We start from the raw sequence: 16,356 nt of genomic DNA, 5'->3' as shown, positions 1-16,356 counted from the left end.
GCTGTTCTCACTCAATGTGCCTGGCCATGCCACGGCACCAGTTTACGCTGCAGGGCACGCAGGCCCATTTCCATGGCGAAGGCGATCAGGGCGATGACCAGGATGCCCAGCACCACCACGTCGGTGACCAGAAACTGCGCCGCCGACTGCACCATGAAGCCCAGGCCGCTGGTGGCCGCGATCAGCTCGGCAGCGACCAGCGTGGACCAGCCCACACCCAGGCCGATACGCACGCCGGTGAGGATGTCGGGCAGGGCGCTGGGCAGGATCACGTGGCGAATCAGCTGGGCACGGGTTGCGCCCAGCGACTGCGCTGCCCGCAGCTTGGCCGGGTCGACCGTGCGTACGCCGGTGGCAGTCGCGATGGCAATCGGGGCAAAGATCGCCAGGTAAATCAGCAGCACCTTGGACAGCTCGCCAATGCCGCACCAGATCACGATCAACGGCAGGTAGGCCAGTGGCGGGATCGGCCGGTAGAACTCGATCAGCGGGTCGAGAATGCCCCGGGCGATACGGTTGGAGCCGATGGCAATACCCACCGGCACGGCGGTCAGCACCGCGAAGCCAAGACCCAGGCCGATACGGCTGAGGCTCGCGCCCAGGTGCTGCCACAAGGTGGAGTCCATATAGCCGCTGGTCGCCAGCAGCCAGCCTTTTTGCAGCACGGCGGACGGCGGCGGCAGGAACAGCGGTTCGATCAGACCGCTGGCGGTCACGGCCCACCAGAGGGTGAGCAGGGCGATCAGGGTCAGCACGCTGATCCAGCGGGTGCTCAAGCTGCGGCGCAGCGGGATAACCGTTTGCGCCAGTGGTTTGGCGGCGAGTTCGTAGCTGCTCATGCGGACACCTGCCGTTGCGAGAACACTTTGCCCAGCACGTGCTCGCGGGTTTCGATAAAGCGTGGGTCGGACTTGATCGCCCGCGCCGATTCACCGGCGGCGTAGCGTTGGCCGAAGTCCAGGCGCAGGCGTTCGACGATCTGGCCGGGGTTGGGCGCCAGCAGGATCAGGTCGGTGGCGAGGAACACCGCTTCTTCGATGTCGTGGGTAATCAAGAACACCGGCTTGGCCGTGCGCCGCCAGACCTGTAGCAGCAGCTCCTGCATCTGTTCGCGGGTGAACGCATCAAGGGCGCCGAAGGGTTCGTCCATCAGCAACACGCGTGGGTCGGCGGCGAGCGCGCGGGCCAGGCCGACACGCTGCTTCTGGCCACCGGACAGCTGCCAGATGCGGCGGCTGTCAAAGCCGGCCAGGTCCACCAGCGCGAGCATTTCCCGGGCGCGCACTTCACGTTGCGCCTTGGGCACGCCGGCCAACTCCAGGCCGAAGCCGACGTTGGCCAGCACGTCCTGCCAGGGCAGCAGGGCGTCGTCCTGGAACACCACGCCGCGTTCGGCGCTGGGGCCTTTGACCGGCACGCCATCCAGGCTGATGCGCCCGGCGGACGGTTCGACAAAGCCGGCAATCAGGTTCAACAGCGAAGTCTTGCCACTGCCGGACGGGCCGAGGGCCACCAGCAATTGCTGGGGCCCCAGGTCGATTGAAATGTCAGACAGTACCGGGTGTGTGGCGCCTGGGTACTGTGCGCTGATGCGCTCCAGTTGTAGCAAGGCCATCGCAATGAACTCCCTGAATCAGTTGGTGATGAACTTGGCGCTGACGTACGGGGCGTAGTCCGGCAGTACGGCGTCGACCTTGCCTTGCTCCTTGAGGAACGCAGCGGTATCGGTCACGGCCTTGGTGGTCGGCGCGCCCAGCAGCGTCACCTGGTCGGCTGCCAGCGGGTAGACGTTGCCTTGCAGCAGCAGCGGGATGTCGCTGGCCTTGGCGCCGGAGAGTTTCACCAGCTTGTCGACATTGCCTTTGTCGGCGAGCCAGGCTTGTGGGTCTTTGCGGTAGGCGGCGTAGGCATCCAGAGTGACTTTGGCGAAGGCTGTGACGATTTCCGGGTGCTTGGCGGCGAAATCCTTACGCACGATCCAGGCATCGAAGGTCGGTGCGCCAAACTTGGCCAGTTCGCCGGAGGTGATCAGCACCTTGCCGTTTTCCTTGGCCACGCCCAGGGCTGGGTCCCACACGTAGGTGGCGTCGATGTCACCACGCTTCCAGGCGGCGATGATCGCCGGTGGCGCGAGGTTGAGAATGGTCACTTTCGACGGGTCGATGTTCCAGTGCTTCAGCGCGGCCAGCAGGCTGTAGTGGCCGGTGGAGACGAAGGGTACGGCGATTTTCTTGCCGATCAGGTCCTGCGGGCTGTTGATCCCTGCACCGTTGCGCGCCACCAGGGCTTCGGCGCCGCCAATCTGGGTGGCGACAAGGAAGGTTTCCACCGGCACTTTGCGGGTGATGGCAGCGGTCAGCGGGCTGGAACCGAGGTAGCCGATCTGCACGTCGCCGGAGGCGATGGCGGCGATGATGTCGGCGCCATTGTCGAACTTGCGCCAGTCGATCTTGGCGTTGGTGGCTTTTTCGTACGCACCGTCGGCCTGGGCGACTTTGGCCGGGTCCACGGTGGTCTGGTACGCGATGGTCACATCCGCCGCCTGGGCAAACAGGCTGGCGCCGGCCAGGGACAGTGCGGCCAACAGGCGCAGAGGGGTCAATAGTTTCAAGGGGAAGCTCCTCAATCAGGCGGCCGAGGATCGGCGTGTGAGGAGACTAAATGATCTAAGAATCCGAAAATAAATAACATTTTCGAATTAGCTTATGAGGAGAATGCAGCGTCAATCTTGAGTGGGCGCAAGCCAAATGTGGGAGCGGGCTTGCTCGCGAATGCGGAGTGTCAGTTAACAGAGTCATCGACTGACACACCGCATTCGCGAGCAAGCCCGCTCCCACACAAGCCCGCTCCCACAGGGTTTTGGGTGCGACCTTTAGTTACTGATCGCCAAAATGCTCGCCTGGTACGAGCCCACAAACACGTCAAAGTCACCCACTTCGTTCTGCTCCAGCTCTGCCTGCTGTGCCAGCGACGTGCGCGCCAGTTCTTCAAAGTGTGCTTGCTCTGCGGCCGGCAGCGGTTTGCGGCGGAAATGCTCGGCATGCACCTGGCTCTGGTGCAGGGAAAACTGCGCAAAACTCTCTTTACGCTCGGCCATCGCCGCCAACACCTGGGCCGACGGGGTCAGGGACGGGTCCTGGACCTTCGCCAACTGGGCGTCCAACGCCTGGCTGTGCTCGTTGATGCCGTGGCTCTGATCCAGCAGCGCGGCCAACGGGGCGATCTTCTCCAGCAGCTCGGTGGCCCATTCCTTCATGTCCACCGGCGCACCTTCACGCTGCAATTGCAGGCCCGGACGGCGACCTTCCTTGACCACGCTGAGGAAGTTGGACGTGGCGTTGCCGCACTCGTTGCTGGCGAACAGCGGGCTGTCGTTCAGCGCGCAGTACAGCAGGAATGCGTCGAGGAAACGCGACTCCGGCAGGTCGATGCCCATCGGCAGGAACGGGTTGATGTCCAGGCAACGCACTTCGATGTACTGGATGCCACGGGCCATCAATGCCTGGATCGGCCGCTCGCCGGTGTAGGTCACACGTTTTGGGCGGATGTTGGAGTAGTACTCGTTTTCGATCTGCAGGATGTTGGTGTTGAGCTGGACCCACTCACCGTCCTTGTGCGTGCCGATTTCGACGTAGGGCGGGTAGGGCGTTGCCACCGCTTCGCGCAGGCTGTCGGTGTAGCTGTTCAAATCGTTGTAACACGGCGTGAGGCCGGCCTGGGCGTTGCTCTGGTAACCCAGGTCGCTCATGCGCAGGCTGGTGGCGTACGGCAGGTACAGGGTGTCGGCGTCCAGTACTTCGAGCTGGTGCGAGCGACCGCGCAGGAAACCCGCGTCCAGGGCCGGCGACGCGCCGAACAGGTACATCAGCAGCCAGCTGTAGCGCCGGAAATTACGGATCAGCGCGATGTAGGCCGTGGACTGGTAATCGCGGTCGGTGCCGACAAATCCTTCAGCCTCCTTGAGCAACGGCCACAACTGTTCCGGCAGGGAAAAGTTGTAGTGGATACCGGCGATGCACTGCATGGTCTTGCCGTAGCGCAGGGCCAGGCCCTTGCGATACACGTACTTGAGCTGTCCGATATTGGAGGTGCCGTAGTAGGCAATCGGAATGTCTTCTTCGGCCGGCAACGGGCACGGCATCGAAGGGCTCCACAGGTATTCGCTGCCGAGCTTGGTGTAGGCGAAGCGGTGGATCTTGTCCAGGCTGCTCAGGGTATCGGCCGGGTCTGGCAGGGCGGGAGTGATGAACTCCAGCAGCGATTCCGAGTAGTCGGTGGTGATCTGTTCATGGGTCAGCGCGGCGCCCAGGGCTTCGGGGTGCGGCGTTTGTGCCAGGCGACCCTCGCCGGTGACGCGTAGGCATTCACGCTCGATGCCGTGCAGGCACTGCTCCAGCAGGGAGAGGTGTTCGCGCTTGCCGAGCAGAGCCAGGCGGCGGTTGAGAAGTTCGCTCAAGTTGGATTCCTTCACGCGTCAGTCGCCCCAATATGGGGGTGGGCAAGACGGTCTACAAGGGTGAAGTTAAAACTGGCGTTATCGCCTGGTCTAGAGTCGATTTGACCCGCTCTGAAAAAGCCGACTTCACTCCATGAATTTGGCTATAGCGCAGCAAGAAAATTCCGACGCTGTTTAGTGCAGCGCCGAAATTAACTCAAATCGAGGGTGGGGAGCTATAGGACAGCGAAGGTGCCCTGTGCTTTTGCGACAAGTCTGTCGCTCTGGTACACATCCGCTTCGACCACCAACGTGCGTCGGCCGGCATGAATCACCCGGCTGGTGCACAGCACCTCACCGTCTTCGACGGCGCGGATGTAGTTGATCTTGCACTCGATGGTCGCGCTCTGCTGGTCGAAACCATGGCTGCTGGAACAGGCCAGCCCCATGGTGATGTCCACCAGGCTGAAAATCGCCCCGCCGTGGAGCTTGCCCGCGCGGTTGCGCAGGTGCGGCTCCAGGGTCAGGGCCACCTCGGCAACGCCCTCTTCAAGGCGTTGCAGGCGGCAGCCGATCAGTTCGCTAAAGGCGCTCTGGGTCAACCCGGCCGGGATTTGCATCAACGTTTCTTCAACTGCTTGGCGTTGGCGAACAGCGAGGCCATGGCGTTGTTGCTTGGCGCGGCGGTGGCGGTTTCCTTGCGTGGTGCGCTGTTTTGAGACTGGCGTGGCGCCGAGCCTGGGCGGGCGCCACGGGCACCGTCGATTTTTTCGCCGGGGGTGTCGCTCATGCGCATCGACAGGCCGACGCGTTTGCGCGGGATGTCGACTTCCATGACCTTGACCTTGACCACGTCACCGGCTTTTACCGCTTCGCGTGGGTCCTTGATGAACTTCTCCGAAAGCGCAGAGATATGCACCAAACCGTCCTGATGCACGCCGATGTCCACGAAGGCACCGAAGTTGGTCACGTTGGTGACGACGCCTTCGAGGATCATGCCCAGTTCCAGGTCCTTGAGGTCTTCGACGCCGTCCTGGAACTCGGCGGTCTTGAACTCGGGGCGTGGGTCGCGGCCAGGTTTTTCCAGCTCTTGCAGGATGTCGGTGATGGTCGGTACGCCGAAGGTTTCATCGGTGTACTTCTTCGGGTCCAGGCGCTTGAGGAACGCGGCGTCGCCGATCAGCGAGCGGATGTCGCGGCCGGTCTCGGCGGCGATGCGTTGCACCAGCGGGTAGGCTTCCGGGTGGACGGCGGAGGAGTCCAGCGGGTTGTCGCCGTTCATTACGCGTAGGAAACCAGCGGCTTGCTCGAAGGTTTTCTCGCCCAGGCGTGCGACTTTTTTCAGCGCGGCGCGGGTTTTGAACGCGCCGTTTTCGTCACGGTGGGTGACGATGTTCTGCGCCAGGGTCGCGTTGAGCCCGGAAATACGCGCCAGCAGGGCTACGGAGGCGGTGTTCACGTCCACGCCCACGGCGTTTACGCAGTCTTCCACCACCGCATCCAGGCCGCGTGCCAATTTGAGCTGCGACACATCGTGCTGGTACTGGCCGACGCCGATGGATTTAGGGTCGATCTTCACCAGTTCGGCCAGCGGGTCCTGCAAACGGCGAGCGATCGACACCGCGCCACGGATCGACACGTCGAGGTCCGGGAATTCCTTGGAGGCCAGTTCCGACGCCGAGTACACCGATGCGCCGGCTTCGGAGACCATGACCTTGGTCATCTTCATGGCTGGGTATTTTTTGATCAGTTCGGCGGCCAGCTTGTCGGTCTCGCGGCTGGCGGTGCCGTTGCCGATGGCGATCAGGTCTACCGCGTGCTTGGCGCACAGCGCGGCCAGGATCGCGAGGGTCTGGTCCCACTTGTTGTGCGGCACGTGCGGGTACACGGTGGCGTGGTCCAGCAGCTTGCCGGTGGAGTCGACCACCGCGACCTTGCAGCCGGTACGCAGGCCCGGGTCGAGGCCCAGTGTGGCACGCGGGCCGGCCGGGGCGGCCAGCAGCAGGTCGTGCAGGTTGTGGGCGAACACGTTGATCGCCTCGGTTTCCGCGCCGTCGCGCAGCTCGCCGAGCAGGTCGGTTTCGAGGTGGGTGTAGAGCTTGACCTTCCAGGTCCAGCGCACGACTTCACCGAGCCACTTATCCGCAGGACGATTCTGATTCTGGATGCCGAATTGTTGACCGATCATGCCTTCGCACGGGTGCATGGTGCCCGGCAGCTCGTCGCCGACTTTCAGCGCGGAGCTGAGAATGCCTTCGTTGCGGCCGCGGAAAATGGCGAGCGCACGGTGGGACGGCATGCTCTTGAGCGGTTCGTCGTGTTCGAAGTAGTCGCGGAACTTGGCGCCTTCTTCCTCTTTGCCGGCGATGACGCGGGCGCTGAGGATCGCTTCCTGCTTGAGGTAGGTGCGCAGTTTTTCCAGCAGGCTGGCGTCTTCGGCAAAGCGCTCCATGAGGATGTACTTGGCGCCTTCGAGGGCGGCCTTGACGTCGGCGACGCCTTTTTCGGCATCAATGAAGCGTGCGGCTTCGGTGTCCGGGGTCAGTGTCGGGTCGTTGAACAGGCCGTCGGCCAGTTCGCCCAGGCCGGCTTCCAAGGCGATCTGGCCCTTGGTGCGACGCTTCTGCTTGTACGGCAGGTAGAGGTCTTCGAGGCGGGTCTTGGTGTCGGCGAGCTTGATGTCGCGCTCCAGCTGCGGGGTCAGCTTGCCCTGTTCCTCGATGCTGGCGAGGATGCTGATGCGCCGTTCGTCGAGTTCTCGCAGGTAGCGCAGGCGCTCTTCCAGGTGACGCAGTTGGGTGTCGTCGAGGCTGCCGGTCACTTCTTTACGGTAACGGGCGATGAAGGGCACGGTGGAGCCCTCATCCAGTAGAGCGACGGCCGCTTCGACCTGTTGTGGGCGTACGCCGAGTTCCTCGGCGATGCGGCTGTTGATGCTGTCCATAAAACCACCTGAAATTCTGAAAAGCAGCTCGCAGGCCCGGAAAACAAGGCCCGGCAAGGCTGGTTGAGCGGCCCGACTGGCGCCGCTACCTGGGTCAAGAGGCAGCCTATTGACCCTCGAAATCGAAAAAATCACGACAAGCGGGTAAAAAAAGCCTGGCAGTAAACGGTAACGATCTGACGTTGCCCTGCACAAAGGCGCCGCATTATAACCAGCGTTCTGCCCTTGGGGGGTACTGCGCCTGGAGGTTGCAGGGCGCGGGTTCGCTGTCGGTAGAGGAAAAATCTGCTAACAATGCACACGGTGCGTATAACGGCAGCTAGGCCATAATGCGCGCCGAGATAAGAGGAGCATCCAATGAGCAGCACTGCACAAACTGCTGAAGGCGAAAAAATTCTCATCGTTGACGACGATCCGGGGCTGAGCAGCCTGCTGGAGCGTTTCTTCAACTCCAAGGGCTATCGTGCCCGCGCGGTGCCGAACACCGAGCAGATGGACCGCCTGTTGGGGCGTGAAGTATTCAACCTGGTCGTGCTCGACCTGATGTTGCCTGGCGAAGACGGCCTGACCGCCTGCAAACGCCTGCGCAGCGCGAACAATCAGATTCCTATCATCATGCTGACCGCCAAGGGCGATGAGCTGAGCCGCATCAAGGGCCTCGAACTGGGCGCCGATGACTATTTGGCCAAGCCGTTCAACCCCGACGAGCTGATGGCGCGGGTCAAGGCCGTATTGCGTCGCCAGGCTCCGCCGGTTCCAGGCGCGCCGGGCAGTGAAGACGAAAGCGTCACCTTTGGCGACTATGAACTGTCGCTGGCGACCCGTGAGCTCAAGCGTGGCGATGAAGTGCACATGCTGACCACCGGCGAGTTCGCCGTGCTCAAGGCGCTGGTGATGAACGCGCGCCAACCGCTGACCCGCGACAAGCTGATGAACCTGGCCCGTGGCCGAGAATGGGACGCCCTGGAGCGTTCCATCGATGTGCAGATCTCCCGTCTGCGTCGGATGATCGAGCCGGACCCGTCCAAGCCGCGATACATCCAGACGGTGTGGGGCGTGGGATATGTGTTTGTGCCGGATGGCACTGCAACCAAGTGACCGATGATTTGCAGGGGCGGGCATCCTGGCGTTCGGCTCCATGAGAGTCGACGGGGTGCCCGGCGTCTGCAATTCTGCGAGCGCCGCTCGTTCCTGCAAGGTGTCTAGCTGTTTCCTATGAAAACCCCGCTGTGGTTCCCGCAAAGTTTCTTCTCCCGCACCCTTTGGCTGGTGCTGATCGTCGTTCTGTTTTCCAAGGCACTCACGCTGGTTTATCTGTTGATGAACGAAGACGTGCTAGTGGACCGACAATACAGCCACGGGGTGGCCCTGACGCTGCGCGCCTACTGGGCCGCCGACCCCGAGAACCGCGAGAAGATCGCCAAGGCTGCCACTCTGGTCCGTGTGGCGGGCGCAGGTGTGCCCGAGGGGGAGCAGCACTGGCCTTACAGTGAGATCTACCAGCGCCAGATGCAGGCCGAACTGGGCGATGACACCGAGGTGCGGCTGCGCATGCATGTATCGCCGGCGTTATGGGTGAGGGCGCCGAGCCTGGGTGAGGATTGGCTGAAAGTGCCGCTGTATCCGCATCCGCTGCGGGGGCAGAAGATCTGGAACGTGCTGGGCTGGTTCCTGGCGATCGGGCTGCTTTCAACCGCGTCTGCGTGGATTTTCGTGCGCCAGCTCAACCAGCCGCTCAAACGCCTGGTGTTTGCCGCCCGGCAACTGGGCCAGGGGCGCAGTGTGCGCCTGCCGGTCAGCGACACGCCCAGTGAGATGACCGAGGTCTACAGCGCGTTCAACCAGATGGCGGAGGATGTCGAACAGGCCGGGCGTGAACGCGAGCTGATGCTGGCGGGGGTGTCCCATGACCTGCGTACGCCGCTGACGCGATTGCGGCTGTCACTGGAGCTGATGGGCAACCATAACGACCTGACCGATGACATGGTCCGTGACATCGAAGACATGGACGCGATTCTCGACCAGTTCCTGGCGTTTATCCGGGATGGCCGTGATGAAGTGTTGGAGGAAGTCGACCTGACGGATCTGGTACGTGAAGTCGTGGCGCCCTATAACCAGAATGGCGAACAGGTCCGCATGCGCCTTGAGCCGATCCAGCCGTTTGCGTTGCGCCGGGTGTCGATGAAGCGCCTGTTGAACAACCTGATCGGCAATGCCTTGCATCACGCGGGTTCGGATGTGGAAGTGGCGGCGTACGTTTCCGGCGACAGCGCGGCGCCTTATGTGGTGCTGAGTGTGATGGACCGGGGAGCGGGCATCGACCCGGACGAGTTGGAAGGCATTTTCAACCCGTTCACCCGTGGCGACCGTGCCCGGGGTGGCAAAGGCACTGGCCTGGGGCTGGCGATTGTGCGGCGGATTGCTTCGATGCATGGCGGCAATGTTGAGTTGCGCAACCGTGAAGAGGGTGGCCTGGAAGCGCGGGTGCGCTTGCCGTTGGGGCTGATGTTGCCCCGGGATGCGGTCTAGGCAGCAACACCATTCAAATGTGGGAGCGGGCTTGCTCGCAAATGCGGTGGATCAGCTTGCACATGTATTGGCTGATCTATCGAATTCGCGAGCAAGCCCGCTCCCACACAAGCCCGCTTCCACATTGGGTTGCGGCGTTTCAACCGCCGTGTTTGATCAGCCCTTGCCCTTGGTCCGCGTCATGTTCGGGCCACTATTCTTCTCCAGGTGCTGAATGATGATCCCCGCCACGTCCTTGCCCGTGGTGGTCTCGATCCCTTCCAGCCCTGGGGATGAATTTACCTCCATCACCAGTGGCCCGTGGTTGGAGCGCAATATATCCACACCCGCCACGCTCAACCCCATGACCTTGGCAGCCCGCAGCGCAGTCATGCGTTCTTCCGGAGTGATCTTGATCAGGCTGGCACTGCCGCCACGGTGCAGGTTGGAACGGAACTCACCCGGTTTGGCCTGGCGCTTCATCGCCGCAATCACCTTGTCGCCGACCACGAAGCAGCGAATATCCGCACCGCCGGCTTCCTTGATGTATTCCTGCACCATGATGTTCTGCTTGAGGCCCATGAAGGCTTCGATCACCGACTCGGCCGCCGTTGCGGTTTCACACAGCACCACGCCGATACCCTGGGTGCCTTCCAGTACCTTGATCACCAGCGGCGCGCCGTTGACCATTTCGATCAGGTCGGGGATGTCGTCGGGGGAGTGGGCAAAGCCGGTGACCGGCAGGCCGATGCCCCGGCGCGAGAGCAATTGCAGTGAACGCAGCTTGTCGCGTGAGCGCGCTATGGCAACCGATTCATTGAGGGGGAACACCCCCATCATTTCAAACTGGCGCAACACTGCGCAGCCATAGAACGTCACCGATGCGCCAATGCGCGGGATCACCGCATCAAAACCCTCCAGCGGCTTGCCCCGGTAGTGGATCTGCGGCTTGTGGCTGGCAATGTTCATATAGGCACGCAACGTGTCGATCACCACCATTTCGTGGCCACGTTCGGTGCCGGCCTCAACCAGGCGGCGGGTGGAATACAGACGCGGATTTCGCGACAGCACAGCAATCTTCATGCAGCACCTGGGGCAGAAATAGTAGAGACCGGGAACACCGGCTTGTCTTGAACGTACTTGACGCTTGGATTGACCACCAACTGGCCGTCAATCAGCGCCTTGGAACCGAGCAACAGGCGGTAACGCATGGCTTTACGGCAGGCCAGGGTGAACTCCACCCGCCAGACCCGATCACCCAGCGCCAGGGTGGTGCTGATCACATAGCGCACCTGCGCATGACCGTTGGAGCTCTTGATGGTTTTCATCGTCACCAGCGGCGCTTCGCAGCGGCGGTGACGCAGTTGCACCACACTGCCCAGGTGCGCGGTAAAGCGCACCCACTGCTCACCGTCGCGCTCAAACGGCTCGATGTCGGTGGCGTGCAGGCTTGAGGTGCTGGCGCCGGTGTCGATCTTTGCGCGCAGGCCTGCCACTCCCAGGTCGGGAAGTGCCACCCACTCACGCAGACCGACAACGGTCAAATGGTCAAATGTCTTCAATATGGGTAACCGATCAATTCGCCCAGGCATGAGGGGAAACCTCAGCCAAGGCTTTGAATGCGGGCTTGGCGAACCAGTATCCCTGCATCAGAAATATTCCACAGTCGGAAAGGAAGTCACGCTCGCCGGCACTTTCGATGCCTTCGGCGATGACAGTAACCCCCAACTGCTCACAGATTGTGACAATCCCCCGGACGATCACCTGACGGACACGGTCCTGATCGACATCGCGAATCAACGCCATGTCGAGTTTGATCAGGTCAGGTTGGAAATCGGCCAGCAGATTCAGCCCCGAATAGCCCGCACCGAAATCGTCGATGGCGGTCTTGAAGCCGAATTCGCGGTATTCACGCAGAATATTCGTCAAATGGCGATAGTTATCTACATGCTCGCTTTCCAGCGTCTCGAAAACCAGCCGATCCAGCGGGAAATTATGCGCACGTGCGGCCTCCAGGGTGCTGCGAATACACAGCTCCGGGCGATAGACGGCGTTAGGCATGAAGTTGATCGAAAGGTGGGTTTGCATCCCCAGGGCCGCGGCGCCGGCAATGGCCTGGGTCCGGCAACGCTGGTCGAAGCGGTAGCGGTTGGTCTCGTTGACTTGCTCCAGCACCGAAAGCGCACCTTCACCATTAACCCCGCGCACCAGCGCTTCGTTGGCGAAAATCGAGCGGTCGCGAAGGTCGACAATCGGTTGATAGGCGAAGGAAAAATCGAAGCCCAGGGGCTCGCTTTCCTGGCAACCCGTGCAGCGCTGGTTGGGCGAGGTGAGTGAAATGGGGAAATCGGTCACGGCATAATCCTCGCAATACAGGTTGCTACCTGGCGTATCTTAGGTGAGCCCAAGGGTTTATGCGTCGAAGGGGTTCAACGGTAAAGTTGCGACATTTTTCAGAGCGGGGAATTCAAGTGGCTCAAAAGCAGGAAGAGGAAGAGAAGGTCCGTCTGGACAAGTGGTTGTGGGCCGCGCGTTTCTATAAAACCCGCGCCCTGGCCAAGGCCGCCATCGAGAGCGGCAAGGTGCACCATCGCGGTGAACGCTGCAAGCCGGGCAAGGAACCGCGCGTCGGCGACGAATTCCAGATTCGTACGGGGTTTGATGAAAAGACCGTGGTGGTCCAGGCGCTGTCCATCGTGCGCCGTGGCGCGCCGCAAGCGCAGACGCTCTACGTCGAGACCGAAGCCAGCATCGCCAAGCGCGAGAATGCGGCGGCGATGCGCAAGGCCGGGGCCATGGGCCTGAGCACCGATGGCAAGCCGAGCAAGAAGCAGCGCCGCGATCTGTTCAAGTTTCGCGGCAGCGGCAATGACGACTAACCCCGGCTCGGGCAATCCTACGTATTACGGGTGCATGACGCTCAGGCGGCTGATCAGTGGCACGCGCTGAAACAGTCCGAAAACCGGCGCCGTCACCCGTAGCAACCCCTGCGATACTTTCGCCGCAAACGGCGTGTAATACCCCCACCCCAAAGCCAACAGCGCCAGCAATACACCACCGATGTAATCGTCCTGCCCCCAATGCGCACCCGCCACCAGGCGCGGCATCATGAACAGCAGCGCCAGGCCCCAGATCACCAGCACCTGGCCGATACGCTTGGTGAACACCGTCATGAACATCGCCCAGATCAACAGTACCGAGGCATGGTCCCCCGGAAAACTCTGGCTCGAACGGTCTTTGAGCTCCCAGGTCTTCTCCAGCCCGGGAAAGTAGTCGCTCATCTGAATGGCCCCGCTGATCACCATCGACGGGCTACTGTGTTGCCAGCCCATGTGTGCCGCGAGTTTGGAAAACAGCATGCGGATAAACAGCAACAGCAACAAAATGCCGACAAAACCTAACAGCGCCTGGCGTACCTGCACGGCGTTGAAGACCCAGTCGCCGCGAATCAGCAGCATCAGCAGAATCACGCCGACCACTGCATCAAACGGTCGCAGACTGGCCACGGCCCATACGTGCAGCCAGCTTGAGTGGGTTGCCAGCGGATCATTGAGCAGATGAAACAGCCATTCGTCGAAAACCACACACAGCATCTGGCCCGTGGGCCACAGCCAAAAACACAGCAGTCCGATTGCGAGTAGATTGCAAACGGCCCATCGCCCGAGGTTCCACTTGGCTTGGAACAAACCCGGATTGTTCATAAACTGTCCCCCATCGCTCTAAAAAACCGCACCAAATTAGTGCTAAAGCGTTTAATTCTATAAACCTTGTAATCAATTTGTCATCAATTCAGATACCCAGACCTATGACTGATCTACCGGATACCGACTTCACCCAACGCTTCATCTTCGACGAGACCGACGCCCGTGGCGAACTGGTCTCGCTGGAGCGCAGCTACGCCGAAGTCCTCGCCAAGCACCCCTATCCGGAGCCGGTCGCGCAATTGCTCGGTGAGCTGATGGCGGCGGCTGCGCTGCTGGTGGGCACCATGAAGTTCGACGGTTTGCTGATCCTGCAGGCCCGTTCCGAAGGCCCTGTCCCATTGCTGATGATCGAATGCTCCAGCGAGCGCGACATCCGTGGCCTGGCCCGTTACGAAGCCGACCAGATCGCCCCGGACGCGACCCTGTCCGACCTGATGCCCAACGGCGTATTGGCGCTCACCGTCGATCCGACCGAAGGCCAGCGCTACCAGGGTATCGTCGACCTCGACGGCGAGACCCTGTCGGACTGCTTCACCAACTATTTCGTGATGTCCCAGCAAGTGGGCACCAAGTTCTGGCTCAACGCCGATGGCCATCGCGCCCGTGGCCTGCTGCTGCAACAACTGCCGGCTGACCGCATCAAGGACGACGACGATCGCGCCGAAAGCTGGCGCGGCCTCACCGCCCTGGCCGGTACGCTCACGGCTGAGGAACTGCTGGGCCTGAGCAACGAAACCATCCTGCACCGCCTGTACCACGAAGAAGCCGTGCGCCTGTTCGACGCACAGTCCCTGCGCTTCAATTGCAGCTGCTCACGCGAGCGCTCGGCCAATGCGCTGGTCAGCCTGGGCCTGGAAGATGCACAGAATCTGGTGGTGGAACACGGCGGCAATATCGAGATCGACTGCCAGTTCTGCAATGAACGTTACCTGTTTGACGCCGCCGATGTAGCCCAATTGTTCGCTGGCGCAGGCATCGACACCCCTTCCGATACCCGCCACTAAAACGTTTAAGCACAGGTAAATCACCTGACAAACGCCGGATTAGCGCAGTTCTGACGGGAGGGCCCTACTCTTTTTGGGCTTTTCTGGCATAATCCGGCCCACTTTTTTCGCGGTAGTAGTGCGCAACTTTCTACTACAAAACGTTTGGAGCACTCGGCCATAGGCCGACGGGGAACCTCATGACGCAAGCCAATAACGCCGTATACACCGATCTGAGTGTTGACGATCTGGTCAAAGAAGCCCTGCAGCGCGGTGAAGGCGTGCTTGCCGATACTGGCGCGCTGGTCGTAGAAACCGGTCATCGCACCGGTCGTTCGCCAGTCGATCGTTTCATCGTTGAAGAGCCAACCACCCAGGACGCCATCGCCTGGGGCCCGATCAACCGCAAGTTCCCGGCCGACAAGTTCGATGCGCTGTGGGCTCGTGTCGAGGCCTTCAACAATGCGCAAGAGCATTTCGTTTCCCACGTTCACGTAGGGGCTGCCGAAGACCACTACCTGGCCGTGAAAATGACCACCCAGACTGCCTGGCAGAACCTGTTCGGTCGTTGCCTGTTCATCAACCCGGCCAAGTACAACCCTGCTGGTCGCGATGAATGGCAAGTGCTCAACGTAGCCAACTTCGAGTGCGTGCCAGAGCGTGACGGCACCAACTCCGACGGTTGCGTGATCCTCAACTTCGCACAGAAGAAAGTGCTGATCGCCGGCATGCGTTACGCCGGTGAGATGAAAAAAGCCATGTTCTCGGTGCAGAACTTCCTGCTGCCGGCTTCCGACGTGCTGCCTATGCACTGCGCCGCCAACATCGGCGAAGCGGGCGACGTAACCCTGTTCTTCGGTCTGTCGGGCACGGGTAAAACCACCCTGTCCGCCGACGAAAGCCGTTACCTGATCGGTGACGACGAACACGGCTGGGGCGAAGGCGTGGTGTTCAACATCGAAGGCGGTTGCTATGCCAAGTGCATCGACCTGTCCGAGAAGAACGAGCCGGTCATCTGGAAAGCCATCAAGCACGGCGCCGTCCTGGAAAACGTTGTCATCGACGATGCCAAGCACGCGGACTACACCAATGTCAGCCTGACCCAGAACAGCCGCGCAGCCTACCCGCTGGAGCACGTTGCCAAGCGTTCCGAGAAAAACCTGGGCGGCGAGCCAAACGCGGTGATCTTCCTGACCTGCGACCTGACCGGCGTTCTGCCGCCCGTGTCGATCCTCAGTGAAGAACAAGCGGCCTACCACTTCCTGTCCGGCTACACCGCACTGGTGGGCTCGACCGAAATGGGTTCCGGCGGCGGCATCAAGTCGACCTTCTCCACCTGCTTCGGCGCGCCGTTCTTCCCGCGTCCGGCTGGTGAATACGCCGAGCTGCTGATCAAGCGCATCCGCGGCTTCGGCTCCAAGGTCTACCTGGTCAACACCGGCTGGACCAGCGGCGGCTACGGTGTTGGCAACCGCTTCAACATCCCGACCACTCGTGGCGTGATCGCAGCGATCCAGAGCGGCGCGTTGGTCGGTGCACAAACCGAGCACCTCGACACCATCAACCTCGACGTGCCACTGGCCGTACCGGGCGTTGAGACCGGCCTGTTGAACCCACGTAACACCTGGGCTGACAAGGCTGCCTACGACGAAGCAGCGAAGGCGCTGGCAGGTCTGTTCATCGAGAACTTCAAGAAGTTTGACGTGAGCGATGCGATCAAGGCTGCCGGTCCTCAGTTGTAAGATTCGGTAGTTGTGAAAAAGCCGCCTCTTGTAGGCGGCT

Annotated in this window: 15 protein-coding genes; 5 read left to right on the top strand and 10 right to left on the bottom strand. The window is 61.4% G+C overall.

All coding sequences use genetic code 11. From position 1 onward, the window contains the following. Window positions 1-11: 11 nt before the first annotated feature. The 6 genes from tauC to IB241_RS11330 all read right to left on the bottom strand — a co-directional run bounded on the left by tauC (window position 12) and on the right by IB241_RS11330 (window position 7,379). On the bottom strand, window positions 12-839 hold the full coding sequence (gene tauC / locus IB241_RS11355) for a taurine ABC transporter permease TauC (protein WP_192298477.1): 828 nt from the start codon (window positions 837-839) through the stop codon (window positions 12-14). After that, on the bottom strand, window positions 836-1,615 hold the full coding sequence (gene tauB, locus IB241_RS11350) for a taurine ABC transporter ATP-binding subunit (protein ID WP_192298476.1): 780 nt from the start codon (window positions 1,613-1,615) through the stop codon (window positions 836-838). Before tauB ends, tauC begins: the two co-directional genes overlap by 4 nt. Window positions 1,616-1,633: 18 nt before the next feature. Next, window positions 1,634-2,611: a taurine ABC transporter substrate-binding protein gene (gene tauA, locus IB241_RS11345; RefSeq protein WP_192298475.1), complete on the bottom strand. Its 978-nt coding sequence runs from the start codon at window positions 2,609-2,611 to the stop codon at window positions 1,634-1,636. 261 nt (window positions 2,612-2,872) lie between these two features. Continuing rightward, window positions 2,873-4,456 (bottom strand): glutamate--cysteine ligase, encoded by a 1,584-nt coding sequence (gshA, locus tag IB241_RS11340; RefSeq protein WP_192298474.1) that lies wholly within the window; start codon window positions 4,454-4,456, stop codon window positions 2,873-2,875. Between the two features lie 215 nt (window positions 4,457-4,671). After that, window positions 4,672-5,055, bottom strand: coding sequence for a PaaI family thioesterase (locus tag IB241_RS11335; RefSeq protein WP_192298473.1), 384 nt, complete (start codon window positions 5,053-5,055; stop codon window positions 4,672-4,674). Continuing rightward, window positions 5,055-7,379, bottom strand: coding sequence for a Tex family protein (locus tag IB241_RS11330; RefSeq protein WP_192298472.1), 2,325 nt, complete (start codon window positions 7,377-7,379; stop codon window positions 5,055-5,057). Before IB241_RS11330 ends, IB241_RS11335 begins: the two co-directional genes overlap by 1 nt. A gap of 357 nt (window positions 7,380-7,736) precedes the next feature. Between IB241_RS11330 and ompR the strand changes: the two genes are divergently transcribed. Together ompR and IB241_RS11320 are read left to right on the top strand one after the other, a co-directional pair. Continuing rightward, the gene (ompR, locus tag IB241_RS11325; protein ID WP_017737550.1) at window positions 7,737-8,477 is read left to right on the top strand and encodes a two-component system response regulator OmpR; all 741 of its coding nucleotides are present in this window, start codon (window positions 7,737-7,739) and stop codon (window positions 8,475-8,477) included. A 117-nt stretch (window positions 8,478-8,594) separates the two neighbouring features. Further along, a complete protein-coding gene (locus tag IB241_RS11320; RefSeq protein WP_192298471.1) occupies window positions 8,595-9,908 on the top strand; it encodes an ATP-binding protein in 1,314 nt (437 codons plus the stop codon). Between the two features lie 156 nt (window positions 9,909-10,064). Here the strand turns inward: IB241_RS11320 and rimK are convergent, their stop codons facing one another. From rimK to IB241_RS11305, 3 genes are read right to left on the bottom strand one after another with little or no spacing between them, the layout of a single operon-like run. Next, complete coding sequence (rimK, locus tag IB241_RS11315; protein WP_122718247.1) at window positions 10,065-10,970, bottom strand: 30S ribosomal protein S6--L-glutamate ligase; 906 nt, start codon at window positions 10,968-10,970, stop codon at window positions 10,065-10,067. Continuing rightward, window positions 10,967-11,449, bottom strand: coding sequence for an ATP-dependent zinc protease (locus tag IB241_RS11310; RefSeq protein WP_225595425.1), 483 nt, complete (start codon window positions 11,447-11,449; stop codon window positions 10,967-10,969). Before IB241_RS11310 ends, rimK begins: the two co-directional genes overlap by 4 nt. Before the next feature lie 13 nt (window positions 11,450-11,462). Beyond that, window positions 11,463-12,242 (bottom strand): EAL domain-containing protein, encoded by a 780-nt coding sequence (locus IB241_RS11305; RefSeq protein ID WP_192298470.1) that lies wholly within the window; start codon window positions 12,240-12,242, stop codon window positions 11,463-11,465. A gap of 116 nt (window positions 12,243-12,358) precedes the next feature. Here IB241_RS11305 and IB241_RS11300 point away from each other — a divergent pair, with 116 nt between their 5' ends. Further along, on the top strand, window positions 12,359-12,766 hold the full coding sequence (locus IB241_RS11300; protein ID WP_192298469.1) for an RNA-binding S4 domain-containing protein: 408 nt from the start codon (window positions 12,359-12,361) through the stop codon (window positions 12,764-12,766). Between the two features lie 24 nt (window positions 12,767-12,790). Here the strand turns inward: IB241_RS11300 and IB241_RS11295 are convergent, their stop codons facing one another. Continuing rightward, window positions 12,791-13,588, bottom strand: a complete 798-nt coding sequence (locus IB241_RS11295) for a phosphatase PAP2 family protein (protein WP_192298468.1) — start codon at window positions 13,586-13,588, stop codon at window positions 12,791-12,793. 104 nt (window positions 13,589-13,692) lie between these two features. On the opposite strand from IB241_RS11295, the gene hslO reads away from it, so the two are divergent. Then, window positions 13,693-14,595 (top strand): Hsp33 family molecular chaperone HslO, encoded by a 903-nt coding sequence (hslO, locus tag IB241_RS11290; protein ID WP_192298467.1) that lies wholly within the window; start codon window positions 13,693-13,695, stop codon window positions 14,593-14,595. 179 nt (window positions 14,596-14,774) lie between these two features. Then, window positions 14,775-16,316 carry a phosphoenolpyruvate carboxykinase gene (locus IB241_RS11285; RefSeq protein ID WP_192298466.1) on the top strand — a complete coding sequence of 514 codons (1,542 nt, stop codon included), beginning with the start codon at window positions 14,775-14,777 and terminating at the stop codon, window positions 16,314-16,316. Window positions 16,317-16,356 lie beyond the last annotated feature (40 nt).

This window comes from Pseudomonas sp. PDM05 (genome assembly GCF_014851685.1).
Lineage (GTDB): Bacteria > Pseudomonadota > Gammaproteobacteria > Pseudomonadales > Pseudomonadaceae > Aquipseudomonas.
Note: the sequence above shows the minus strand (reverse complement) of the source record. Positions and strands in the feature narration are given on the sequence as shown.